The organism is Promicromonospora vindobonensis (assembly GCF_042685865.1).
GTDB classification, from domain to species: domain Bacteria; phylum Actinomycetota; class Actinomycetes; order Actinomycetales; family Cellulomonadaceae; genus Promicromonospora; species Promicromonospora vindobonensis.
In genome coordinates, this window is sequence record NZ_JBHUOG010000001.1 from 1 (window position 1) to 22532 (window position 22532).

The 22532-nt window shown below is 67.6% G+C and carries 26 protein-coding genes; 7 read left to right on the forward strand and 19 right to left on the reverse strand.

Annotated elements, in window-relative coordinates; genetic code table 11:
- From ACFS27_RS00005 to ACFS27_RS00035, 7 genes are all read right to left on the reverse strand, one after another.
- On the reverse strand, positions 1 to 249 hold a 249-nt coding region (locus tag ACFS27_RS00005), incomplete at its 3' end, for a hypothetical protein (RefSeq protein WP_377179068.1).
- A gap of 123 nt (positions 250 to 372) precedes the next feature.
- Positions 373 to 987, reverse strand: coding sequence for a 3'-5' exonuclease (locus ACFS27_RS00010; RefSeq protein ID WP_377179070.1), 615 nt, complete (start codon positions 985 to 987; stop codon positions 373 to 375).
- A gap of 355 nt (positions 988 to 1342) precedes the next feature.
- A complete protein-coding gene (locus ACFS27_RS00015) occupies positions 1343 to 1879 on the reverse strand; it encodes an AAA family ATPase (RefSeq protein WP_377179072.1) in 537 nt (178 codons plus the stop codon).
- A gap of 128 nt (positions 1880 to 2007) precedes the next feature.
- A complete protein-coding gene (locus ACFS27_RS00020) occupies positions 2008 to 2685 on the reverse strand; it encodes a phosphotransferase (RefSeq protein WP_377179074.1) in 678 nt (225 codons plus the stop codon).
- Positions 2682 to 3506 carry a class I SAM-dependent methyltransferase gene (locus tag ACFS27_RS00025; RefSeq protein WP_377179076.1) on the reverse strand — a complete coding sequence of 275 codons (825 nt, stop codon included), beginning with the start codon at positions 3504 to 3506 and terminating at the stop codon, positions 2682 to 2684. Before ACFS27_RS00025 ends, ACFS27_RS00020 begins: the two co-directional genes overlap by 4 nt.
- Positions 3507 to 3566: 60 nt before the next feature.
- Positions 3567 to 4586 (reverse strand): hypothetical protein, encoded by a 1020-nt coding sequence (locus ACFS27_RS00030; RefSeq protein ID WP_377179078.1) that lies wholly within the window; start codon positions 4584 to 4586, stop codon positions 3567 to 3569.
- Positions 4583 to 6298, reverse strand: a complete 1716-nt coding sequence (locus ACFS27_RS00035) for a carbamoyltransferase family protein (RefSeq protein WP_377179080.1) — start codon at positions 6296 to 6298, stop codon at positions 4583 to 4585. The genes ACFS27_RS00030 and ACFS27_RS00035 overlap by 4 nt, the downstream gene beginning before the upstream one ends.
- A gap of 204 nt (positions 6299 to 6502) precedes the next feature.
- On the opposite strand from ACFS27_RS00035, the gene ACFS27_RS00040 reads away from it, so the two are divergent.
- Positions 6503 to 7695, forward strand: a protein-coding gene (locus ACFS27_RS00040) for an IS3 family transposase (RefSeq protein WP_377179082.1) whose coding sequence is annotated in 2 segments (ribosomal slippage) — positions 6503 to 6776 and positions 6776 to 7695 — 1194 coding nt in all. Because the reading frame shifts where the segments join, the coding sequence is not laid out codon by codon here.
- Positions 7696 to 7734: 39 nt separating this feature from the next.
- Here ACFS27_RS00040 and ACFS27_RS00045 read toward each other — a convergent pair.
- The 12 genes from ACFS27_RS00045 to ACFS27_RS00100 form a co-directional block, all read right to left on the reverse strand.
- A complete protein-coding gene (locus ACFS27_RS00045) occupies positions 7735 to 8556 on the reverse strand; it encodes a thymidylate synthase (RefSeq protein ID WP_377179084.1) in 822 nt (273 codons plus the stop codon).
- Positions 8553 to 9566 carry an NAD-dependent epimerase/dehydratase family protein gene (locus ACFS27_RS00050; RefSeq protein ID WP_377179086.1) on the reverse strand — a complete coding sequence of 338 codons (1014 nt, stop codon included), beginning with the start codon at positions 9564 to 9566 and terminating at the stop codon, positions 8553 to 8555. The genes ACFS27_RS00045 and ACFS27_RS00050 overlap by 4 nt, the downstream gene beginning before the upstream one ends.
- 69 nt (positions 9567 to 9635) lie before the next feature.
- On the reverse strand, positions 9636 to 10652 hold the full coding sequence (locus ACFS27_RS00055; protein ID WP_377179088.1) for a hypothetical protein: 1017 nt from the start codon (positions 10650 to 10652) through the stop codon (positions 9636 to 9638).
- 119 nt (positions 10653 to 10771) lie between these two features.
- On the reverse strand, positions 10772 to 12142 hold the full coding sequence (locus ACFS27_RS00060) for a hypothetical protein (RefSeq protein ID WP_377179090.1): 1371 nt from the start codon (positions 12140 to 12142) through the stop codon (positions 10772 to 10774).
- 60 nt (positions 12143 to 12202) lie between these two features.
- Positions 12203 to 12598, reverse strand: a complete 396-nt coding sequence (locus tag ACFS27_RS00065) for a hypothetical protein (protein ID WP_377179092.1) — start codon at positions 12596 to 12598, stop codon at positions 12203 to 12205.
- Entirely contained in the window at positions 12595 to 13869 is a 1275-nt protein-coding gene (locus tag ACFS27_RS00070; RefSeq protein WP_377179094.1) for a hypothetical protein, read from the reverse strand. Before ACFS27_RS00070 ends, ACFS27_RS00065 begins: the two co-directional genes overlap by 4 nt.
- A 129-nt stretch (positions 13870 to 13998) precedes the next feature.
- The gene (locus tag ACFS27_RS00075; RefSeq protein WP_377179096.1) at positions 13999 to 15252 is read right to left on the reverse strand and encodes a cytochrome P450; all 1254 of its coding nucleotides are present in this window, start codon (positions 15250 to 15252) and stop codon (positions 13999 to 14001) included.
- A gap of 55 nt (positions 15253 to 15307) precedes the next feature.
- Positions 15308 to 16135, reverse strand: coding sequence for an HAD family hydrolase (locus tag ACFS27_RS00080; RefSeq protein WP_377179098.1), 828 nt, complete (start codon positions 16133 to 16135; stop codon positions 15308 to 15310).
- Between the two features lie 25 nt (positions 16136 to 16160).
- Positions 16161 to 16529, reverse strand: a complete 369-nt coding sequence (locus ACFS27_RS00085) for a hypothetical protein (protein WP_377179100.1) — start codon at positions 16527 to 16529, stop codon at positions 16161 to 16163.
- Positions 16526 to 16864 (reverse strand): hypothetical protein, encoded by a 339-nt coding sequence (locus ACFS27_RS00090; RefSeq protein ID WP_377179102.1) that lies wholly within the window; start codon positions 16862 to 16864, stop codon positions 16526 to 16528. Before ACFS27_RS00090 ends, ACFS27_RS00085 begins: the two co-directional genes overlap by 4 nt.
- Positions 16861 to 17157, reverse strand: a complete 297-nt coding sequence (locus ACFS27_RS00095) for a hypothetical protein (protein WP_377179104.1) — start codon at positions 17155 to 17157, stop codon at positions 16861 to 16863. The genes ACFS27_RS00090 and ACFS27_RS00095 overlap by 4 nt, the downstream gene beginning before the upstream one ends.
- A 191-nt stretch (positions 17158 to 17348) precedes the next feature.
- Positions 17349 to 17708, reverse strand: coding sequence for a hypothetical protein (locus tag ACFS27_RS00100; RefSeq protein ID WP_377179106.1), 360 nt, complete (start codon positions 17706 to 17708; stop codon positions 17349 to 17351).
- A 125-nt stretch (positions 17709 to 17833) separates the two neighbouring features.
- On the opposite strand from ACFS27_RS00100, the gene ACFS27_RS00105 reads away from it, so the two are divergent.
- The 6 genes from ACFS27_RS00105 (at position 17834) to cutA (ending at position 22532) form a co-directional block, all read left to right on the forward strand.
- Positions 17834 to 18619 (forward strand): GntR family transcriptional regulator, encoded by a 786-nt coding sequence (locus tag ACFS27_RS00105; protein WP_377179108.1) that lies wholly within the window; start codon positions 17834 to 17836, stop codon positions 18617 to 18619.
- A complete protein-coding gene (locus ACFS27_RS00110; RefSeq protein ID WP_377179110.1) occupies positions 18616 to 19182 on the forward strand; it encodes a GNAT family N-acetyltransferase in 567 nt (188 codons plus the stop codon). The genes ACFS27_RS00105 and ACFS27_RS00110 overlap by 4 nt, the downstream gene beginning before the upstream one ends.
- Positions 19182 to 20708: a helix-turn-helix domain-containing protein gene (locus ACFS27_RS00115; RefSeq protein ID WP_377179112.1), complete on the forward strand. Its 1527-nt coding sequence runs from the start codon at positions 19182 to 19184 to the stop codon at positions 20706 to 20708. Before ACFS27_RS00110 ends, ACFS27_RS00115 begins: the two co-directional genes overlap by 1 nt.
- The gene (locus ACFS27_RS00120) at positions 20705 to 21412 is read left to right on the forward strand and encodes an SDR family NAD(P)-dependent oxidoreductase (RefSeq protein ID WP_377179114.1); all 708 of its coding nucleotides are present in this window, start codon (positions 20705 to 20707) and stop codon (positions 21410 to 21412) included. The genes ACFS27_RS00115 and ACFS27_RS00120 overlap by 4 nt, the downstream gene beginning before the upstream one ends.
- A gap of 104 nt (positions 21413 to 21516) precedes the next feature.
- Complete coding sequence (locus ACFS27_RS00125; RefSeq protein WP_377179116.1) at positions 21517 to 21732, forward strand: hypothetical protein; 216 nt, start codon at positions 21517 to 21519, stop codon at positions 21730 to 21732.
- A 428-nt stretch (positions 21733 to 22160) separates the two neighbouring features.
- Positions 22161 to 22532, forward strand: coding sequence for a divalent-cation tolerance protein CutA (gene cutA / locus ACFS27_RS00130; RefSeq protein ID WP_377179118.1), 372 nt, complete (start codon positions 22161 to 22163; stop codon positions 22530 to 22532).

The following is a 22532-nucleotide window of genomic DNA, read 5'->3' on the forward strand; positions in this document are numbered from 1 at the left end:
CGGGGCACTCACGGAGGACGTGGTCCGTCCGGAATCGTTCGTCCGAGTAGGCACGACAGCGTTGGCGTACGCCGCCTCGAGGGTCGTGCCCGGCGGGCAGAACCGGTGTCGGGGCACCCAGTGCATCACTTGCTCGATCAGCGGCGTCACCTGACGCGGGTATGCCTCCTTGAGGCCGGCGACCATGGCGCGTACGTGGTCACGGGCGTCAACGTCGTCGGGCGCGGTGTTGTTGGTCCTGGTGGTCACTCAGTTCCCCTTGTCGGTGAGTTGCAGATGGCTTGTCTGTCGCCGTTCCGGTGTCGTTCGGACGACGATCACCTTCTCGGTCAGGACGGCGGCGGGAGCCCGCGGCGGCAGGTCTCTCGCCGGCTACAGCAGGTCAAACAGGGTCCGGTCGACGGCGGCAGCGGCGCTCGTCGTGCCGGCGGCCTGCCGCAGCTCAGCCAGAGTCGTGCCCCGGGGGTTGAGGGTGGCCGCGAGCTCGATCAGGAGCTTCGCGGCGACCAGGGCGTCGTAGTCGGCCCGGTGGGCTCGCATCCCGGCCGGCAGCCCGACACCCAGGTCGTAATGCTCGACTAAGGCGCCGAGACCGTACGAGGGCAAGTCGAGGACGTGACGGGCGAGCCGGAGGGTGTCCACCGCGAACGGCGGGGCCCAACCAGGCAGGATGCGACGCAGGACAGCCAGGTCGTTGTGCACCGCGTGCCCGACCGGGATCGCATCACCCAGTGCGCCCAGCACGTCGGGCACGATGTCGTCGAAGCTCGGTGCACTCGTCACGTCGTCGTCGCTGATGCCGTGGATCTGACGGGCGTGCCACGTGATCGGTGTCGGCGGTCGCACCAGCCACGCCTGCACGTCGCCGATGACGCCGCCTCGGAGGGGCACGACGGCGAGCTCGACCAGCTCCGGTGGCTGTGCGCCGTTGCCTTCGATGTCGATCACCACGTAGTCGGCTGCGGTCCAGGGCTCACCCAGGGTCACGCTGGGTCCTCCAACGGGTTCGGCGATCGGCATCTGTCGGCGGGGTCTCGCGGTGAGAACTCCAGACAGGGATCTGCCCCACTCGCCCCCTGAACCGCCAGTAGCAACGACACGGTTCGCGGGGCGTTCTCGGTCCGCGGAGTCGCGCGCAGTGGGCGACTCCGTTGGTCGGCGCGCACATCCCACGACCCGAAGGCTGGCACGCGCGACTCGGCAAACTTCGAGTCCGGGTTCGCGATCAAGTACTCCGTCATGAAAAGCCCGTGCTGCCCGTTCAACGTGGTCCGCCACCCCACCCGACGGCGCAGGTTCATCCGCCCGCGCAGCTCAGCTACGACCTGAGGCCCACCGGTGCTCACCCCTTGGAGGGTGCTGTGTCGAGCGTGCTCACCAGGCTCGTGAGAAGCCAGTCGACAGTCTCTTGGGCGGCGATCTGCGGACCGACGACGATCTCTCCGTTGAGGTCGAGGTAGTCGTCCTGAGCCCACCACTGGGCCATGAGCTCTGGCGTGAAGTCCGCGGCTTGGGGGCGGCCGGCATGCCTGCGGAGCGTCTCGTCGAACGGCACATCGAGATACGCGACCGCACTGGTTCCCCTGTGGTCAGCGACGAGGGCCCGCAGCATGTCCCCGTATCGAACCTCATGCATGATGCCTTCAACGACGGCGCTGTACCCAGAGTCGAGGGCGTGGCGGGTAAGGGTGTCGATCATCGAGATGTTGACGGCACCAGGAGTGTCCTTCTCCCACAGCAGCTTTCGGCGCACGTAATCCTGCTCAATGAGCGCTGTGCCGCGACCCATCCTCTCGCGCAGATCGCGCGCGACGGTGGACTTTCCTGATCCGGACGGGCCGCGCACGATGACGAGGCGCGTTGAGTCGTTGCCAGTCACGAGTTCTGCTCCGTTCGGACGCACAGGTTCGGAGTAGTGGCCGGTCGATACCGGCGCAGAGATCCTGTCATGGTCTTCCTTCCTCTGCCCTGCCGGCGCAGCCGACAGTTGCGGGTTCTGGTGGCTAGCTACAGCCAGGGCTGGGCTTCTGGCCAGGCGTGGCGGTATCCGTTCCGGTGGAGATAACGGGCTGTGAGGTGGTTATGGATGGCCGTGTACTGGCGAAAGGCTCCTTCCGTGCACTCTCCTGGGTTTGCCGCGCTCGTGGTCTCGTTGTAGGCCGCGAGTGTCTCCTCGACGAGCGTGGCCAGAAGGCGGCCGTGGGTCATTGCGGTGCTGACGACGAGCTTGGCCAGGTCGTAGCCGTAGGGCGCAAGCGTCAGGTCGTCGAAGTCGACGACCGCGGGGCCCTCGTCGGTGAGAATGACGTTGCGGATGTTCGTGTCCTTGTACAAGGCGACGTTCTCATCAGGACTCACGGGGAAAAGGGCGAGCGCGCCCTGTCGAGGGCCGTGGAAGTCGGTGATGGTCAGGTCGGCCGTGACGGCGGCCGGCTGGTCGAGGCGCGCTTGGCGTAGGCGCAGGGATGCGGCGGTGTGCAGTTGTCCAAGTGCTTGTGCGACCTGTGGCATGTCGCCTGGCGTCGGGTGGGGGCCGGTGAGGTGCTCGAACACGAGGGTGTCTGGTGTCACGTCCAGCAGGGCCGGGATGCGTACCCCGCTGTCGAGCTGGCTCAACCAGATGTGGTGGCGGTGCGCGGCCTCAAGCACCTGCGGGTCTTGGTAGGTCTTGATGAAGGTCGTCATGCCGTACGCCGGGCGGTCACGTAGGTCACGGTGGAGGTCGTGGTCACCGGTCCATCTATCCCGCGCCGGGCCAGCTCTTCGGCCAGGCTCCGCGGGTTGTCGACAAGTTGCTCGGGCAGGACGTACTTGGGTGTCGTGGTGAGGTATGCCGCCAGGTGGGCGGAGTCGTCGAATCGGAACACGTGCTGCTCGTTCGCGATGTCCACGACCTGCAGACCTGCTGCGGCAGTCACGGCGGCAGCGTTGGTGCTGTTGAAGGAGCTGTAGAGGCTTTGGCGCTCGCTGGCGGCCGGGTCGAGGCCGGTCCGGGCGAGGAGCTCGTCGAGCTCGTGGTAGCTGTCTGCCGACTTCGTGGCCAGGACGGCATGTCCACCGTCGGCGAGGCAACGGGCGATCTCGGCGGCCACCATCTGGGGGTGGTCGGAGTGGTAGAGGCAGAACGCCGCGGTTGCGACGTCGAGCTCTCCATCGGGCAGGGGCAGCGCGTGGAAGTCGGCCTGGAGAGTCTGGATTGTTGCGCCGGCGCTGGCGGCGCGGGCCCGGACGGCGTCGAGCAGAGCGTTGGACTGGTCGATCGCGATCATCCGGGCCGGCCTCAGGTGGGCGGCGATGCTCAGCGCGAGGCTGCCGCGCCCGCACCCGATGTCCGCGACGACAGGGCTGGGGGGCGCTACCGATGCGACGAGCTGGGTGAGGGCGGTGGTGGCGTTTGCTCCGGAGATCTTCGCGGCGAGAAGGGCCGTCGTGCGGTGTTTGATCCGGACCGCGGTGCCGTACAGCGGCGTCATCTGCGCCGGGTCGGTGAAGGGGTTGGTGGGCAACGGGGCCTCCGGTTTCATGTGCGAGGTGTCGATGGGGTGATGGCAGGTCGTGAGGTGGGCTCAGGCTGGGTTGAGGATCCGTTCCAGCGTGTCGAGCTGGCGTGAGACGCGGAACCGGTCGAGCTTGCGCAGGCACTGTGCGATGAGCTCAGCGTGCTCCGGAGTGCCGGCGATGGATGCCAGGTGCTGCAGGCGTTGAGCGGCCTGGTTCCCGGTCCGTACGTGCAGCGCCGCGGGCGTGAACAGCTCGGCCGACCGGATCGCGGTGGGGGTCAGCGGCAGGCAGCCGGCGAGGACGGCCTCCGGGAGCCGCTGGGTCATCTGGCCGACCTTCGCGTACCGGTCCGGCAGGAGGAGGACGGTAGCCAGTGCGCCGCCATGCAGCTGTTCGACCTGGCTGAATGGCACACGGCCCGCGAACGTGACGTGGGGCCAGGCCTGTGTGCTGGTCCACTTGCCGGCGACCAAGTGCTGATGATGCTTGGCGGGGACCGCGAAGAACTCGTCGAAGAGGTGGTCCCTGTCGTACTGGTTTCCGATGTACACCAGCGGCAGGTCACGACGGCGCGCGGCGAGAGCCTGGGCGTCAGCCTGGTCCAGGACGACGTCGTCGACGGGGAACAGCAGCGAGCGTGCGCCCGAGGCAGGGTGGAGGGCTGCCTCGCAGATCGTGACGTTCGCCAGCTGGCGCAGGGGGTGGTCGCTGGGCAGCTGCCGGTCCTTGTCCCACAAGATCGTCGGAACCGAGCGGCGGCGGGTGTAGTGATCGACGAGTTCGGTCTGCCTGTGCAGGTCGCAGGTGTGACCTGGCGACCCGCACGGCACGGTGTTGCGTCCAGCGATGGGCCAGCGCCACTCGAGGAACAGCGCGTCGATCTCTGGCAGGTGTTCGTCCCACCGGTAGGTGCCCGTCAGGTCGTGCCCGGCCTCGAGTCGGTCCCGGTCAGCCTGCAGGAACACGATGTCGTGTCCGCGGCTGAGGAGGCCGTCGACGAGGACCCGGCGGTGGCTGCGCCCTCCGTCTGGGGTGTCGGTGATGCCAGGGCCTAGGAAGCCCCAGAAGCTGTAGCCGATCCTCACTTGGTGACCCACCAGCCCTCGAGCAGGAGTGCGTCCAGGCCGCTGCCGACCAGGCAGTCCAGCGCCATGTCCGGGGTGCCGCAGATCGGCTTGCCCTTGATGTTCAGGGAGGTGTTGATCAGCACCGGCACCCCCGTCAGGGCGGCGAACTCCGCCAGAACCTCGGCGAGGAACGGGTTGCTGTCGTGGTCGAGTGTCTGGACCCGCGCGGTGCCGTTCGCGTGGACGATCGCGGGGATGACAGTCCTCGTCAGGTCGGTGACTCCGGAGGCGATCGACATGAACGGTGCTGGCTGGGGCAGCGTGAAGTAGTCGCCGGCCTTCTCGGTGAGCACGATCGGCGCGAACGGGCGGAACGGCTCGCGGAACTTCACCGTCGCGTTCAGGCGGTCCACGACGTCCGGCAGCAGGGGCGAGGCCAGGATCGACCGGTTGCCCAGTGCCCGAGGGCCCGCCTCGAGGCGACCGTGGAAGAGCCCGACGATCTTCCCGTCGGCGAGCTGCCCTGCCAGGAACCGTGCCGGGGCCTCGGGACGGTGCGCACGCGTGCCGTGCCGCGGCTCTGCCGGCAGGGCGAGCCGCTTGTAGGACGGACCGAGGTAGCACCCGCCGACGTCGCCCGGCAGAGTGCCGGCCGCGGCGAGGTGTACGGCGGCGGCCGCGCCGATTGCGGTGCCCGAGTCGCCGGGCGCCGGCGGGACGTGGACCTCGTCGAAGAGCCCGGCCTCGACGATCTTCCCGACCGCGACGCAGTTGGCCGCCACTCCCCCGCCCAGGCACAGCCGCGCGGCACCGGTCAGCCGGCGCGCACGGGCGGCGAGGTGGAGCATCACCTGCTCAGTGCGCTCCTGCAGGGCGGCGGCCAGGTCCTGATGAACCTGCTCGACCGGCTCGTCAGGGTGCCGCGGCCGGCAGGTTGCCGCAGCGAGACGGTCGCTCACCCTCGGATACCTGCTCGACAGGACTCGCAGCGGTAGTAGCGACGGGTCGAGCGTGAACCCGGTCTCGGTGATCCGGACCGCTTGCGCCATGACCTTCCGGAACCGGCCGGGGTCGCCCAGGGCCGCGAGCGCCATGACGGTGCCTTCTTCGTCGCCGCGGCGCCAGCCGAGGTGTTCGGTGATGGCTCCGTAGGCGTAGCCGAGTGAGGCGGGGTCGTCGATGGCGTCCAGGATGCGGTGGTCGTAGGTGCCGTCGGGTGTGCGGGTGGCGTGGGCGATGGTGGTGGTCTGGATCTCGCCGAGGCTGTCGGCGATCAGGACGGCGGCGTCGGTGTATGGGGAGGACGCGAAGGCGTAGAGGCCGTGGGCGTGGTGGTGCTGGACGGCGGTGACCGTGGCGTTGGGGAACTGCTGGCTGATGAGCTGGAGGCGGGATCGGGTTCGTGCGGCGACCTTGGTGAAGCTGCGTGCTCGGGCTGTCGCGCGGGCCCTGGTGCTGGGGCGGGTGAGGTGGTTGGGCAGTTGGGCGATGGCGGCAAGGTAGCGGTGGGGCTGGAAGTTGTACCCGACGGTGGTGATGTCGGCGGGTGTGAGGTCGTTCTGGGTCAGGAGCCAGTCCAGGGAGCGCGCGGGGAAGGCTTTGGTGTGCTTGTCGCCGGTGAGGCGTTCCTCCTCGCAGAACCCGGCGAGCTGTCCGTCAACGAGAAGCGCGGCGGACGAGTCGTGGGTGTAGGAAGACAGACCCAGGGCTAAGTGGCGGGGCGCGGTCATCGGGTCGCCTCGCTGGTCACGGTGGTCACCGCGGCAGGGTCCTGGAGGGCCAGGCGCTCGTACCAGCGCTCGAGCGCGGCGCCCAAGGGGCCGGGTGTGGTGGCCGCGGTGGCCAGCGCGAGGGGCCGGTCACCGGCCGTCCAGGAGCGGTAACCGGTTGAGGCGCCCTACGGTTCTCGGACAGTTGGCCCCAAGATATAATTCTTGGGATCGACTGGAAGGAAAGGCTCGTTGGCGGAACAGAAGTATTCCCCGGAGTTCAGGGACGCGTGCGTCCAGGAAGTGATCCGGAGTTCACGCACTATCGCGCAGGTAGCGCGTGAGAACGGTGTGGTGCAGCAGACGTTGCGGAACTGGGTGAACGCGTACAAGAAGCAGCACCCGGCCGCGGAGCCCGAGCTGAGCGTTTCGGAACGTGCCCGGTTGAAGCAGCTCGAGGCCGAGGTGCGTGAGCTGCGCGCTGAGAACGAGTTCCTGGGAAAAGCGACGGCCTTCTTCGCGAAGAAACACCGGTGAGCGTGCGGTACGCGTTCATCCGAAGCGAAGAAGGCAATTATCCGGTGGCGTCGATGTGCCGGTGGGCGCGCGTGTCACGGTCGGGCTATCACGCGTTCAGGACCCGCAAGCCGTCCACGCGGGCGCGCCGGCGGGCCGATCTGGCCGCGATCATCCGGTTCAGCTTCGACGAGTCCGATGAGACCTACGGGTATCGGCGCGTGCATGCTGACCTGGCTCGATGGGGGTTCCAGGTCGATGATGAGACGGTGCGCTCGATCATGCGCGAGCTGGACCTGGTGCCGTGCCAGCCGCGCCCGTGGCGCCCGGTCACGACGATCCCAGGTCAGGCGGGAGACACTCCTGACCTGGTCAGACGTGACTTCAGCGCGACCGAGCCAGGCGTCAAGCTGGTCGGGGACATCACGTATATCCCCACGTGGGAGGGCTGGTTGTACCTGGCCACGGTGCTGGACTGCTTCAGCAAGAAGGTCGTCGGATACGCGATGGCCGAGCACATGCGCACCTCTCTGGTGACCGACGCGTTGGACATGGCCGCCAAGAATGGTCGCGTCCGGCCCGGAATTACCCTGATGCATACGGATCGAGGCACGCAATACACGTCTGACGAGTACGCCAGACATACTGAGAAGCTCGGCGTAACCCGGTCCGTGGGGCGCACCGGAATCTGTTACGACAATGCGTGGGCCGAATCCTTCAACGGAACCTTGAAGAACGAGCGCGTTCACCGCACCGAGTATCCAACTCGCGAGCACGCGCGTTTTGACATTACCCGCTACATCGAACTACGCTACAACACCAGAAGGCTCCACTCCACGCTCGGTTATCGCACACCGAACGAAGTCGAAGAAGCCTGGCACACGGCGAATATCGCGGCGTAAGAATCATCGGAATCAACTGTCCGAAATTCTTAGGGCCCCTCAGGTCATCACCGTGGCGAAGGCGGACCATGTGCGGGTGGGTGCGGTGGTGGGGTCCTGGCCGCTGATGACGTCGTCGAGCAGTGTGGTGAAGTCCGTCCAGGGGACGGCGAGGGGCTCCAGCGGTTTTGACGGCGGCGTGGAGCTGGGGTCGATAGTGGCGGCGGCGGTCGTGTGCTGCTCGTACAGGTGCAGGGAGTCGACGAAGTGGTGGTACTCGCCGAGCTCGACGTCGAGCCACGTGGCCAGGAGCTCCTGCAGGACGGTGGCGGCGAAGACGTCGTAGGGGAACCCGAGCCACAGGTCCTGGCTGCGCATGGTGGTGTGCATGTGGAGTCGGCCGTCGCGGATGAAGAACCGGTACCCGAGGGTGCACGGCACGTCCCGGTGACCGCGGGTGTCACGCTCGGGGTCGAAGAGCTGGATGACGGCTTGGCGGGAGTCCGGGTCGCGTGTCAGGAGCTGGCGGACGTTGTCGAGCTGGTCGGGCCCGTCGCGCCAGCGGCGCATCCGGGGGCCGTAGGCGCCCTGCAGGCGCCCGTCGTCGGCGTACTGGGCGAGGTTGCGGTTGTAGTCGAAGATCCACGGGTCGTCGGATCCGGACAGGATCCACAGGGTTTCGGCGACGGCGAAGGCGGGGTTGATCACCCGTGCCGGGGGCAGGTCGACGAACCTGTGTCGCGGGCTGGTCAGGCACAGGTGTGCCCCGAGGATCTCGGTGGTGGGCATCCCCCGAGGCCGCACGTCACGGCCCTGGGTGAGGACGGCGTGGCACGCCTGGGCGTAGAGCTCGTTGGCGGTGGGCGCGGTCAGAGAAATCATCGGGTGGTCTCCAAGGTCTCGGCGGGCGTCTCTGTGGTCGGGTTGTTCAAGGTGGCGGTGAGCCACTGGGCGTGACGGGACAGGCCCTCGAGGAGGCCAACACGGGGCCGGTAGCCGAGCAGTTGCTCCGCCAGGGTCAGGTCTGCGCTCGTCGATAGGACGTCGCCGGCTTGGTCCGGCTCGTGCCGGATGGGGACCTCGGATCCGGTTACCGTGGCGATTAGGTGCAGGACGTCGAGCATGGTCACGCTTTTGCCGCCGCCGACGTTGATGACTGTGCTGGGTACAGCAGGGTCGGCGGCCGCGATCGTCGCGCGTACGACGTCGTCAACGTAGGTGAACTCGCGCCGCTGTTCGCCGTCCCCGAAGAGAGGTGCGGGCGTGCGGGTCAGTGCCGCCAGCAGCATCTGGTCGATTGCCATACCGGGTCTCTGGCGAGGGCCGTACACGGTGAAGTAGCGCAGTGCGACGGCCGACAGGCTCGTGCCGCTGCGCGTGGCGTGGGCGAGGCACAGCTGCTCCGCGGCAAGCTTCGTGACCCCGTACGGCGAGATAGGCCTGGTTGCATCGTCCTCGCGGCTGGAGCGAGTGATCGACCCATACACACTCGAGGACGAGGCGTAGATCAGGCGGCGTACACCCGTCTGTTCGCAGGCGTCTATCACGCGGTGCGTGGCCGTAAGGTTCGTCGTCACGTAGTCGACGAAATGTGCACCCCACGAGCCCCGGACCCCGCCCAGCCCGGCTAGGTGGTAGACCGTGTCGGCGCCGTTGAAGATCGCCGCGAGATCAGCGTGCCCGAGGTCGACGTTGTGGAGCCTGAAGCGATCGCACGCCGAGGCAGCCTTCAGGTTTCTCACCGCGAGCCTGTCGGTGGTCCCTCTCACGTCGATCGCGGTGACTTCGTGGCCAGCTCGAAGGAGCGCGTCGACCAGAGTCGACCCGATGAACCCTGCGGCGCCGGTGACAGCGACATGCGGGAGTGACTGCGGATGAGCGTCGTTGTTCATCGGTCTCCTGTCTGGATCACTACAGGGCGTTGCATGTCGTCGGTTCGGCGCATCTGCGCTCCTCGGGGTTCAGCGCGGTGGATGGTGCAAGGCGATGTGCAGGTTGGTCGCGGCACGGTGAACAGTCGCGCGCAGTCGAGTGAGGTTGTAGCCGGTGAGGTGGTCGCCGGTCAGCCCTGCTCTGGTCACGTTGCGCGTCAGGGCGGCGACGTCCTTGCGCGACAGGCATCCGCCCACGTTCCGCAGGACCTCGCGGGCGGCATGTCCGTCACGCAGAGTGATCGCCTCGGCGGCGAGCTGGCGCGCGATGTCGGCGTACGGGTGTCCCGTGGCGTGCGCCAGGCGTGCGACGGTCACGCCGTACCGCGCGCGGTAGGCGGCGTGCAGGGGTTCCGGTCGGCTCTGCCGGAACGTGGTGAGCATCGCTGCAACTTCGTCCGCGCGGTCGGCGGGCTCGGCGGCCAACGCTCTGAGGCAGGACGCGACCTCTACCTCCCAGAGCTCGGTAGGTGTTGTCTCAGCCAGGTGGTGACGGGCGGCCTCCAGTTCACCGTCGACCAGGTGGGCCACGACCAGTACCTGGCGTGTCTCGGTTAACCGGGTGGCGGGTCCGCTGTGTCGTGTGACGAGGTCGGATGCTTCGCTCCATCGACCTGCCACAGCCAGGACCTTGACGGCGTCGGCCAGGAGCCGGGACCAGGCCCAGGCCCAGGCCCGCAGCAGCCGCAGCTCCTCGGGCGCACCATCGACGCGGTCCAGGGACAGCATGTACCTGTCCACGGGTGTGCGACTGCCGGTGCGGACCGCGTGCATCAGGTGGGTCAGCCACGACAGTGCCTGGTCCGTGCGACCGGCTATGGCATGCAGGCGCGCGAGGTCGGTAGCTGGCTCGAGCATGGCGATCGCCACGGGAACGCTCAGTGTCGTCAGCTCGGCATAGGCACCCAAGTGGCGGCGCAGGATCGCAGTCGTCTCCTTGGGCCGCTGGCAATCCGACGCGAGACCGGCGGCGCGATCCAGCGCGATCGCTGCCAGGAGCACATCGACCTCAGGGCCGAGCGGCGCAAGGTCGAGGATTCCGGCCACCTGACTGATGCGATCCTCCAGGGAGACGCAGACCGGCGCCGGGCGGGCGATCAACGGAAACTGTCGCGCCAAGCCCGCCACACCCGCTGAGCCGAACAGCGACACCGGCGCTGTCGCCGTTACCACAGCACGTACCCAGGGGCAGTCACACGTGGGCGGCCCGTGATCAGCAGACAGGCGTCCCAGTGCGAGGTGGGCGCAGTCCCGCGGCGAAGCGTCTGGGCAGCCAGCCCAAAACCCGACCGCCCAGTCCAGAACTCGTCCGGCGCGTCCAGGGCCTGAGCTGATGCATGCCGCCGCAGGGCGTCCCCAACGGCGGACATGCGGTGCTTCAGCCTGATCTCCATCGGGCCCGACGCGTCAGCCGCGGCACGATAGCCCGTCTGGTACAGGCCAGCCAGACCACCCCACAAGCTCGGATCGTCCAGCCGACGAATCTGCCGGTCGGTCAGACAGGCCAGGAGCGCCGCCTCCGCAAGGCCTCGCGCGGTCTCGTCGCCGATCGTGATCGCACCCATCTGCAGCGCCCTGGCCATCCCCGCCATCCGCGACCAGGACGGCAGCGCCTCCTGGTCGCCGCGGTCCACGCCGGACGGGTCCCCGGCACTGATCTCGTCCGGCGTGACCCAGCGGGGCCACCACGCACTGTCCGGCCAGATCTCGGCGCTCACGGGCTGCTTCCAGCGGACGAACCAGTCGACCAGGGTCTTGATTGGCATGCGCAGGCTGTCGAGGGTGTAGCCGGCGCGTACGCAGGTCACCAAGAACGCCAGCAAGCCGCCGGCGCCACCAGCCATGGTCATGTTCACGTGCCCGCCGGGCGTCACGGAGTCCGGTCCCGGGTGATGCGCGACGTACCAGCCTGGCACTTGCGTCCCGTTGACCAGAACCGGCCGCGTCAAGCCGACGACGTAGTCGATCACCCGCTGCATGAGAAGGGTGCCTGGAGCGCAGCGCAGGAGGATCACACCGAGTCCGAGGATCCCCTCGAGCAGTCCGAACTCGGCTACAGTCGGCGGTCGCCCTGACTCGTGGCGAGCTGTGGCCGCGGCCAGTCGCTGCCCGACGATCTGTCGCAGGTCTTCGTCGATCGCCAGCTGCCTCTCGCGGAACAGGCGCGGCTCGCTGATCTGCTGCCGGCGGGCCTCCGCGATCAGTTGGGTGTCGCGGAGGTCGAGGTACCCGTCGGTGCCGGCCGCGTCCATGACCAGCGCACTAGCGGGCACCCCTCGGAACAGAGTCGCGGAGCCTGTTGTGTTCGCGTCGCTGGTCAGCTCGTCGATCGCAGTCTCGGCCTGTTCCCACCCGCCATCACCGGTCAGGGCAAGCTCGACGGCCAGGAGTGCGGGCCCGACATCACTGTCCGACAGTTCCCTTCGCGTGTCCGCCGAGGCGGGCGTGCGCGGCTCAGGCTCGGGCCTGCTCATCTGAGGTCGCCTGGCCTTCCGTCGGGTGCGCTCGCCGATCACCGGGTTGATCTTCTTTCTCACGTACGTCGTTCCTATAGCTCGTCTAGTCAGTGGATGCACCGCAGTGGCCCGTGCATCGGCTCAGGTCTCGTTCGCTTCGTGATGTCGCGATGTCGGGGAAACCGGGGCACCGTCGCCTGTGGCCTGAATGGCCAGTTCGTACCCGGCCATGAGGTCGGTCGAAGACATCACCCGCCGCCACCGGGCGCGGAGACCGAGGTCCGCTTTCGGGTAGGACAGTCCTTCCTGGTCGAGCGCACGCTCGACCAGGTTCATGCGCAGGCCCACTGCCGCCAGCAACTCGCATGACCGAGTCGGGGCCTGTCCCGGTGCAGACGTGACCCAGAGCTCGCCCGCCGCCAGCAACGGTCCCGTTCCGTGCCGGACACGGACCACTGCAGTCGCCTCGGACGGCAGATGCGTGAGCGCGGCACTGATCTGCGCACCGAGCTCACGCAGTTCTGTCGTAGTGCTCATCGCCGCGAGGCTTCCGTGCTGGTCCAGTTCTCGTCGTACCCGGTCACAGGGTCGAAGCTCACCGGCAGACTCGACGCACTCCTGGCCCATAGCGAGAGACCGGTGCCAAGTTGGTCGGCCGGGACGGTGAGCCTGAGTCCGGGCAACCGGTGCAGAACCGCTTCGACAGAGGCCTTGACGATGATGCGAGAGATGCGCTGGGCAGGGCAGTGGTGGGGGCCACTGGCTCCGAACGCGAGGGACGCGCGGGAGGTGCCTGTCCAGACCGGGTCGGCGCCGCGGTGGACGGACGCCGTCGCTTCGGCGGCGGCCGCGACGATCGCTTCGCCTTCGTGTACGAAGCGTCCACCGACATCTACGTTGTTGTCGTTGAAGACGCTGCCGATCTCGATGTCGGCCGTGGCGAACCTCGCCGGGGTGTTCCATACCGGCGAGCTGTGCACGAGGACCGCGTCGAGAGCCTCATCGATACCGAGACGGCCGCCGCGCACCCGCCCGTCGAAGTCGTTGTCGCTCAGCAGGTAGACCAGTGCCATGGTGACCCAGGCGACGGACATCTCGTGGCCCGCGGACTGAATCATCTGGGCCGTGTCCAGCAACTCCTTGTCCGTCAGACCCGTGCCCGTTCGCGGGTCGCGCCAGCGCACCAACGTCGACAAGACGTCATGACCCGGGTGGCTCGTGCGCTTCCTGATTAAGTCCTCCAGCATGGTGTTCAGCCCAACGAACGCAGGGCCGGCCGCCGCGGTATTGGAGAAGATGTCCCTCGCGTACTGCCCCATGACGCCGGCGTCCTCAGCACCCAGGCCGTACATCGCCGCCACCGCCAGGGACGGCACGAACTGGGTGTAGGTGGGGACCAGGTCCGCAGTTGTGGCGCCGTCCTTGACGATGTGGGTGAGCATGAGGTCACACACCCGCTTCACGTCGCGTCGCAGCGCAGACTCGTCGACTTGCGCGAACGCGTCGTCAACCACCGCGCGCCGTCGCGTGTGGTCGGCCCCGTCGCTGTAGTACGCGTTGTCACGGTCGGAGAAGAACGCGTGCAGGCCCGTGCCGGGCTTCACCTGTCCGTTCTGGAACGCACGCCAGCGCTTGACTTCGCGGGTGAAGTTTTTCGGCTCGCGCACGACGCGGAGGGCATCGGTCCAGTCCAGAGCGAGCCATGCTGGGACGCCGTCGGACAGCTCGACCGCGGCTACGGAGCCCCATTCGGCTCGCAGCGCGGTGTACACGTTCTGCGGGTCGAGGGTGGCCGCGTACAGAGGCATCAGGCCCGTCAGGCTGTCGAGGCGGACGTCTCGAGGCCGCCTCACTGTGGTCAGCACGTCGTGATCTCTTTCTGCTCGGTGAGTGAAGAGCCGCCCCCCGCACGACGCGGGGGACGGCTGTGACGTGGGTTAGTCGTTCGGTTCGAGGGTCACCAGCAGACGGGCGTGGCCGTTGGTGATGATTCCGTCGTTCGCCGGGATCTCAGCAGGGTCCTCGACCAACGTGAGGCGGTACCGGCTGAACAGGGCAGGCAGCGCGAACTTCGCCTCTGCGATCGCCATCGCGGCACCGGGGCAGCGGTGAGGCCCGTACCCAAATCCGAGGTGGTCCTTCTTGATGCGGGTCGGGTCGAACACGTCGGGAGCCTCGTGAACCTTCGGGTCCCGGCCGGCGCCCGCGAAAGACACCAGGAGCGGCGTGCCCGCGGGGATGTCGAACCCGGCGATCACGATGTCCTTGATGGCGAACCGCATCGGAACGACGTTCGCGGGAGAGGAGTGGCGCAGGGCCTCGTCGATGATCGCTTCCCAGGCCTTCTCCGCGGCGTCGGTGCTGGGGTCCTCTGCGAGAACTGCGGCGAGATGCTGCGGGTGGGTGAGCAGGAGGAAGATGCACTGGTCCAGCAAATTGACCGTGGTCTCGTACCCGGCGACGATCAGGATCCGGACCACCTCAGCGATCTCCGCAGCCGTGTACGTGTCGCCGTCTTGGTTGGCCTGGATCAGGGCGCTGGTCAGGCTGTCATCGGGGCGGGCGCGCTTGCGGGCGATGAGCTCGTCGATCGCGCCGAGCAGCCCGATGAACGCGGCCCCGAGCTCCTCCCGGCTGATGCTGGTGTCGAACAGAGCGTCCGCCCCCGCCCGGATGACAGGGAACAGGTCCTGTTCGTCATCGACGTCGACGCCGAGCACTGCACCGATCGTCCTGATCGGCACGGGGAAGCAGAATTCAGCGCGCAGGTCCAGGGGTTCAACCTGGCTCCTGTCGTGCGGGCCTGACGGTGCGATCTTTGCCAGAGCCCCGGCCACGATCTCGTCGATCATCGGTTCGAGCTTGTCGATCTGGCGCTGGGTGAATGCCGGCGTCATCAGCTTCTTCAGACGCCGGTGTTCTGCGCCATAGGCACTGAACGGCCCTGCGTTGGTCACCCAGGGCACCACCAGAGAGTCGGCCGGCACGTTTCCTGCGCGCAGGTCCGGCCAGTGCGCCGCGGCGTCGCGAGACACGTCCGGATGGGTTCCGATCTCCTTGATGGCGGCATAGTCCGTGACCATGACCGCCCGCAGGCCGTCCGGCATCTCTACCCAGCCGACCGGGCCCACGCTCTCAATGTCGGCATAGATGTCGTCGGTGAGGACGTAGGGGTTCGTCTCTGTCGTCATGTCGCGGCACTCCCAGGGGTCGGAGGGGAACATTGGAGCGGTGCGAGGAAGGAAGTCACCGCACCGCGGGGATCGTCTCGGGCAGCAGTGAGCGCAGGACGGTGGCTGCGCCGTCCTCTTCGAGGGTGCCGGTGATGTCGTCGGCTGCATCGAGGAGCTCGGTGGGTGCGTGCCCCATCGCGACGCCGCGGTGTGCCCAGGCCAGTAGTTCGAGATCGTTGATCCCGTCGCCGACGGCGGTCGTGCGCTGCGGGTGCACACCGAGCAGGATTCGGATCGTCTCGAGCGCGGTGGCCTTAGAGAGGCGAGGTGGTGTGACGTCGAGCCAGCTGGAGCCGTAGGGGTTCACCGTCACTCCGGTGGCCTGGAGCTTGTGCCGCATGTCCGCGATGCCTGGCGCGCGCAGGATCAGTCTGGTGGTGCGCTGGTCGGCGATCTGGTCTGGGTCAACGTGCCGCTGGGCACCATTGACCTCGGTCGGGGCGAACACGTGCGTGACGCGGTAGCCGCGGCCAATCTCTTCGGCCGCGATCTGTACGCCGGGATGAGCGGACCGGGCGCGGTGGATCACCGGCGCGGGGTCAAAGGTCTGCACGTCGTGGAGCAGGTATCCGTCGGGGGCCTGGGGACTCAGACGGGCGGTCACTGCGCCGTTGGACGCGACGACCCAGCACTCGGTCAGGCCGAGCAGGCGCGCGACCGGGAACACTCCGACCAGGGAGCGTCCCGTGGCCAGAACCACATAGTGTCCTGCCGTGCGTACCTCGGCGACGGCGGCCTGGACGACGTCGGTGACGTCAGTGGTGCCGGGGATAGCGATGGTGCCGTCGATGTCCAGTGCGATCAGGGCGGCCTGCCGGCTGATGTCATACGTCGTTGTCATGTCCACGTCCGGGAGTTGAGGGTGCTCACGCCGGCACCGCCTGGCGCTGGCGAGGGGGGTCTGTGGCGAGGCGCCCGGCGCGCTGGGGAGCAGCCGGGTGGCTCTGGCCGATCACGACGCATACCGCGCCGTGTGGTTCGAGATCGCGGGTCACGCGGGCCGAGGCTTCGGCCATGCGCGCACCGGCGGGGATCAGCACGACGCGTGCATCGCAGACGCGTGCGGTGGCGACCAGCTGCGTGATGGTGAGCATGTCGAACTGGTCGGTCACGATCCGCTCAAGCGCGAGCCCTTCGGCCGCGGCGTGCTCGGTGACCACAGCACGCTGGTCGTGGAGGGCCTGCTCGGTAGGGCCGCTCACGTACGCGAGAGCTGTCGGCCGAACGCCGGTCATGACGCGATCTGCTTCGGGTTCGGGCGTCCGCCCGCAAGAGGCGCACCGGCGCACCACGGTGTGACGGTGCATCGGGCGGGCAGGATCGCATCGTCGCGAGTTGTCATCCCCGACCAGGTGTCGGGCACCGTGAGCTCAAGGTCCAGGAGGCTCGCCAGTGCCCGGGCGCTGGACTGGTCGGAGGCAACGACATTGACCATGAGTGATGGATAGAATTCGCCGTCGTCCCCGCGTCGTCGTTCGACAGTGAGCCGGACATCTTCTACGTCGACACTGGCGCACCCGAGGGCGATGAGGGTGAACGCACTGACGACTTCGCCCATGGCGACCATCACGCTGTCGTCCTGCGCAGTGCACTGCGAACGTGGACCTCTACACCCTTGACCTGGCCACACCAATCCGTGAACCCGGGCGTTGACGAGTAGCTGTCGAGAGTCGAATGCAAGCCCAGCCTCTGTGCGATCTCGTCGCCGTCCTGAAGTTCCGACGGCTGGATGTGGATGTTGTCGGGGCGAACCACGCACCCAGCCACCTTTTCGGCGCCGACCAGATCCACGAGCTCCACCACGACGTCCAGCGCCGTTGAGAGCCCGACCAAGGTCTGCTGGTGGGACAGCGCGGCTTCCATGGTGGGGCCCTCTCCGTCGACTGGATGTGCCTCGTCAGTCTCGGGGGGCGTTATCGCGAGCGAAACAGCGCTCGCTGGAAACTTTGCATTCTGCCCGGGTATGCCCTGTGACCTGCGACGATGCGGCCGGAAGGACAAGAGTTTCCACCAGATGGAAGTTCTACCTGTCGTGGCCCGTGCAAGTGCGGCGGTCACGAGACGACCTCCGGTGTCGCAGCAGCGCCTTCTCCTGTGGTCGGCGCGTACAGGCGGAGCGTCACGGGGTCGTACTGCGACACGTGCCGCAGCCAGCCGATCCAGCACACCAGCCCTGCCTGCGAGGTCAGTGCGGTGTCCGCCCGGTCCAGCTTGAGCTTGGTCGCCAGTTGCTCGGCGTCCGAGTAGGCGTCCGCGAGCGCCTCGATGACTACAACGCCGAGGGGGTGTCCGTGTCGGTCGTGGTGGTTGGTGATTTCGGCTCGGGCCTCGATGACGGCGCAGGAGAGGCCGTAGAGGTTTGCGAGGGTTTCGAAGCCGTGTCGGGCGTGTTCTGTCTGGATGACCGTGGCCATGTTGTTGCCCCGTCCAGTTCGTTTGTGCTAGCACATCTAGCACATGAAGTAGAGCATGGGGCATGTCGGCGGTCAACTGATTGCGCTAGACTTGCTAGCACATTCGCGGAAGGGAGTGATCGGCCGTGGCCGTATCTGGCACGCAGGCTCCTTCGATCAAGGCACGGATCGCTGATGATCTACGGCGCAAGATCGTTGACGGCGAGCTGGCGCCGGGTGACCGGCTTCCTACGCTCGTCACCTTGACGGAGGCGTACAAGGTCGCGCCCATGACCGTCAGGGAGGCGCTCGGGATCCTCAAGAACGAGGGCTTGGTGATCTCGCGTGGTCGGCACGGAACGATCGTTCGTGATCTGCAGCGGATGACGTACCGCCCGCAGTCCGATCTGACCCTGCGTCCAGACGACGTCGCCAAGGATCTCTTTCTCTCCGAGCAGGAGTCGGATGGGCGGCGCCCGACGCAGACGATCGACATCGCGATCGTGCAGCCGCCGCCCGAGGTCGCCGACCGCCTCCCGCTGGCCGACGGCGAGCTGGCCGTGGTGCGCCGGCGCGTGCGGTACCTCGAGGATGAGCCGTACCTGACCAACGACAGCTATTTTCCGTTCTCCATCGCCGAGGGGACGGAGATCATGTCGCCCGACGACATCGCCCGTGGCGCGAACGTGGTGCTCGCCGAGAAGGGGTACGTCCAGGACTATGCGCGGGACGAGATCACCGTGCGGATGCCGACCCGTGAGGAGCAGCAGCGGCTCGCGCTGATGCCCGGTGTCCCTGTCGCTCACCAGGTCACCACCGGGTACGACAGGAACGGTCGTGCGCTGCGTGTCGCGGTCACCGTGCTGCCGGGCGACCGGCATGTCATCGTCCTCGAACGACCCGGTATCCCGGACTCAGGGACGGTCCGATGACCACTGTCGCCACGGCGCGGCCCGTCGACGAGGCGGCGGTCCGCGCCCTGCAGGAGGAGGCCATCGCCTGGCTACGCTCCCGCGGGACCGACCAGTGGCAGAACCTGCGCCCGGCCCGCCACGGCACAGGTCGCAGCCTCGCCGAGGCGATCAGCCGCGGCGAGGTCTACCTTGTGCGTGATGGCGCCCGCATCATCGGCACCGTCACCGTCGACGACTACGCCGACCCGGAATTTTGGACGCCGGAGGACGACCCCGCCGACGCGCTGTACATCCACCGGATGGTCGTCGCCCGGAGCTCCAGCGGCCAGGACGTGGGCGGTCAGATGATCGCCTGGGCTCTGGACCGCACCAGGGCCCTCGGACGCACCTGGCTGCGCTTGGACGCCTGGCGGACGAACCCGGCACTACATGACTACTACCTGCAGCACGGCTTCGAGCACCTGCGCACCGTGCCATTGGCACACCGCGGCAGCGGCACCCTCTTCCAGCGCCGAGCCAGCGAGCTGGATCGCACCACCGACGAGAGCCAGGGAACACCCGACACGCACAAGGGGAAGTGATGGTGAACAGGGCGAACGCAGCGCGGCGGTTTCGTGCCGAACTACTCGCGAAAGGACACAGCGTCCGAGAGGTTGCGAACGAGATAGGCCAGCGGCTCAACGAGCGTCCGCGCCTCGCCTGGCGTCGCGCTATGGGTTGGTCGCAATCGGAGCTGGTCGAGCAGTACAAGGCTCGCAACCCCGGGTCCCGCCTCTCCGTGTCCCGGGTCTCTGAGTACGAGCAGTGGCCCTATAACGGAACACGCCCCCCGTCGCTGAAGTACCTCATCGACCTCGCACACACCTTCGGCTGCACCGTGGCCGACTTGGTCGACAACGCCGACCTGGCCAAGTTCACGCCGGCCGAACGGGAGCACCTGGCCGCGGCGCAAGGCATCCCAACCATCCAAGCAGGAGCGGATACCACCGCCCGTCCAGGCAAGAGCGCCGGCCGCGCCATCTCGGTACTGACTGTCCCGTGGACCACGGCGGGGGGACTATCGCTGCTGAGCTCCGCGCCCGGAGGCGAACAGGTGGACGGGCGCGAGTTCCTCACACTCAGCGCTGGCGCCGCGGTAGGCGTTGCCCACGACTGGCTCACCATCGAGGCGCCGCAGGTCGCATCCGCAGCAGGCGGAGGGCGCATCGACGGCGGGCTCGCGGCAAGCCTCGAACAGCGGCTGCCAGCCCTACGCCGGATCGACCACACACTCGGTGGGCTGCGCGCCCGCCCCTTGGTCGACGCCGAGCTCCGTCTCGTCAACGACATCCTCACCAACAGCACCTACAGCAACGCCGTCGGACGACGATTGTTCGCCGTAGCAGCCGAGCTGTGCCGGATCGCAGGCTGGGCCTCGTGCGACGCAGGGCAACACGGGACCGCCGAACGGTACTGGACCGCTGGGATCCGAGCCGCACACCTAGCCGGCGATCGCGGCATTGGTGCAAACATCCTGAAATCGCTGAGCCTTCAGCGTGCCGAGGCAGGCCAGCACGCCCAGGCGATTGCGCTCGCCGAAGCTGCCCGGGAAGGTGTCCGGGGAACCGATGAGCGCGTCTTGGCGATGCTCACCGCCCGGCAGGCACGAACCCACGCGTCGCGCGGAGATATCTCCGAGGCTGAGCGGCTCCTCGCCAGAGCCGACACCCACATGGGACGTGTCCACGAGGACGGCACGCCGTCATGGGCGGCCTACTTCGACGACGCGGAGTTCCACGCCCAGACGGCATCGTGCTACCTCCTGCTCGGCAAGTACCGCACGAGTGACGCGATGCTCGAGCGCGCCCTGGCCTTGCAGCCAGACGAACGCAGCCGCGACCGCGCCACCTACACCATCTGGCGGGCTGAGGGCGCGCTACACATGGGCGATGTCGAGGGGGCCTGTGCCCACGTCAGTAGTGCGATCCCCGACCTGAAGGGCGCGGTCTCCCCCAGGAACCGGAAGAGGCTCGCCAACCTGCACGGGCATCTCCGTCCACACGCCCAACTCGGCGTCGTCCGCGACCTCGACGCTCAGCTCGCGGACCTGCTCCAGGCGGCCGCATGAGTCAGGACACCCGCATCGCAGTCGTCACCGGCGCCAACCGCGGGCTGGGGCGAGAGGTCGCCAGGGCTCTGGCCGAACACGGGATGCACGTCGTGGTCACGGCCAGGGACGCCCGCTCGGCGGACGCCACGGCAGAGGAGCTCAAGGCAACCGGGCTGCCGGTGTCTGCTCACCAACTAGACGTAACCGATCCCGCCAGCGTCGCGAGAGCATTCGCCACTATCGGACATCAGCATGACCGCCTGGACGTCTTGGTGAACAACGCGGCAATCGCGATCGATCGCCACCGGTCTGCCGCTCTCGCTGATATGGAGCGCGTCACCGCCACCCTGAATGCGAACATCACTGGGGCATGGCGCTGCTGCTCGGCGGCGATACCGGAGATGCAGCGCCACAACTACGGGCGAATCATCAACGTCACCAGCCATATGGCCACCACAGGCCGGCTGGCCCAGGGAAGCCCTGCCTACCGCGTGTCCAAGGCCGGCCTCAACGCCCTGACCCAGATCCTGGCCGACGAACTGCGCGATACAGGCATCCTCGTCAACGCCATCACGCCGGGCATGGTGGACACCCGACTTACCTACGGCAAGACCGACCGGCCCCCTGCCGACGCAGCAGGAGACTTCGTCCGTCTGGCCACCCTTCCCAATGACGGCCCCACCGGGCGGCTGTACCACAACAACGACGAGATCGATTGGTAAGAACCGTCTCAGCGGACGCCGCCTCCTGAAGGTTGCGGATGAAGCGTTCGGTCGACAGGCAGGCCGCGCAGTGCCTCACGTGAGGAGCTCACGCAGGACGCCGTGTGGCGTGCTGCCGCACAATCCAACGCAGGGAGAGCGCCGCGGCCACTATCGGCGACGAGAAGCTCGTCGTCGACATGCTCGTCGGTGATCTCCAGCGTGTGATCGAGTACCCCAAGCTTGGGTTCGCCATCGAGCAAGAGATACCGGAGGACGCGCATGCCGCCTACGGCTACCTCGCCCGACAAGGATTCACCAGCCGGCTCATCGCCGCCTGAGACACCGCCAGGTCTCGGGTGGTGTGCAATCCACCAGCGGAGCTTGTTCCCAAAGTTCAGCATGCTCGCCAAGATCGGGCCCGGCGGCGCGATGTACCTTCTGGCTGGCCAGCGGCGGTCGCCCCGACACCGACCATTCCGAGAACCTCGACACCCTGCCCTGCTGGCACTCGACCAGGATCGCGCACCGAGGGATTTCACCGCTGTCTGCTCACCGGTGGCGGCGCCGACGGAGTTCGGGCTGGCCGCAGGCCACCTCCGGGGCCGACGGGTCCTGACGCCGGCCGGGATGGAACCATCCTCTGCCCACCACCGCGGAATCCCGAACTCGGCTCCACAGACTCGGCCCCGAGCCCCGAGCGCTCCCCAAACAGGGCTCCAGATGCCCTCACCGTTCTCACTCTCACTGGCCGCGTAGGGTCGGGTACATGATTGCTGATGTGGAGTTCTGCCAGGTCGTGACGATGTACCAGGAGCGCGACCTGGCCGACGCGTTGGCCGAATTGCTGGTTGCTCGGCGGCTGGCGGCGAGCGTGCACGTAGAGGGCCCAGTTACCGCTCGGTTCTGGTGGGACGGCGCTGTTCAGACCGTCCAAGAGTGGCGGGTGACCTGCAAGACCACGATGGACCGCTACGACGAGATCGAGGCGTTGATCAATTCCAAGGAGCACCACCCGTATGACTTGCCGGAGGTGCTGGCGGTCCCGGTGCTGGCCGGGTCTGACCGGTATCTGGCGTGGATCGCTGCCGAGACCCGCACCGCTGGTACTCCGTTCGGGGAGGTTGACAGCGGCGCGTAG